A 1,156-nucleotide genomic window follows, 5' to 3' on the forward strand; every position below is an offset into this window, starting at 1 on the left:
GATGCGAGCGAGCCGTGCGTGGCCGCTGGTGGCGGGGTGGAGCGGAAGCACAGTCCCACGCGGCGCGATGGGGCTCGATGCCCCGGAGCGCCGCCCCCGCGCGACGAAAAAGGCAAGGAGGCTCCGGTTGCCCGGAGCCCCCTCGCGAGAGCGGTGTCAGGCCCGACGATCCATGGCCATCGGGCGCTGCTCGGCGGCACGGAACACGTGGAGCGGGACGCCGGCGTTGCGGAGCTTGCGTGCGAAGTCGAGCTGGACGCCCGAGCCCTCACAGACGATCGCCTCGACCGGGTTCAGGTTGGTGATCCGCTCGTTGCGGACGAACCCCGCCCGGTTGCCGAGCTTCCGATCCAGGCGGAACAGGATGATCTTGCAACCGCGCGATGCTGCCCACGCGGCCGCGATCGCGTCGCAGCCCTTCATCTGGGCGGTGGTCACCAGCACCATGTTCGGGATGCGGCGCTTGATCTGGTCCAGCCGGTCGTACAGCGTCTCGTGGTCGTGCCACTGCGCCCCGCCCGAGAAGGCGACCACCGGACCCTCGGGGTGATAGTCGGCGCGGCGCTTGGCGGCTCGTGCGGCGAGGTAGTCGGCACCCTCGATCATCGATGCGGTGAGCTTGGACGACACCCTGCTGCCGCGGGTCGTGGAGAAGGGCCGGCCGGTCTCGACGCGGTACACCTCGGCGGCGTGATCCCGCATGCACTCCAGCGCCTCGCGGTTGCCCTCGAGGGTCTGGCACAGCAGCTGCGTCTCCTCCAGCTCGGTCGCGTAGATCTCCGACGGATCATAGGCGCGGGCCATCTCCCCGAGCTTCTTGGCGGCGTCGTCCTCGCGGCCCTCGACCCGCTTGGCCACCATGTGGAAGGAGTTGACGAAGCCCCATGCGAGGTCGGCGGCGTGCTCCTCCATCCGGGTGTCGCGGAACACGTCGAACAGGGTCCGCATCATCAGGTCGACCGCGGCGGCCGCCTGCTCGGGGTCGGGCATGTCCAGCTTTTCGGCGGCGTCGACGATGCTGAGCTTGGCCATCTCGCTGCCTTCGATGAACGCGCCGTCATAGGTGCGCAGCGTGCGCTCGTCCTGGCGGGTCTCGTCGGCGATCTGCGTTGCGCGCGTGTCCGCCATCGTGCGGGCCAGGTCGGAGAAGTTGGTG

The 1,156-nt window shown here is 69.6% G+C and carries 1 protein-coding gene; it reads right to left on the bottom strand.

From position 1 onward, the window contains the following. Positions 1-156: 156 nt before the first annotated feature. A partial coding sequence (locus GV027_RS18680; RefSeq protein ID WP_443029566.1) for a DUF2493 domain-containing protein occupies positions 157-1,156 on the bottom strand: 1,000 nt, incomplete at its 5' end.

Origin of the sequence: Sphingomonas sp. T1, assembly GCF_902506585.1 — a bacterium.
Taxonomy (GTDB): Bacteria; Pseudomonadota; Alphaproteobacteria; order Sphingomonadales; family Sphingomonadaceae; genus Sphingomonas; species Sphingomonas aerolata.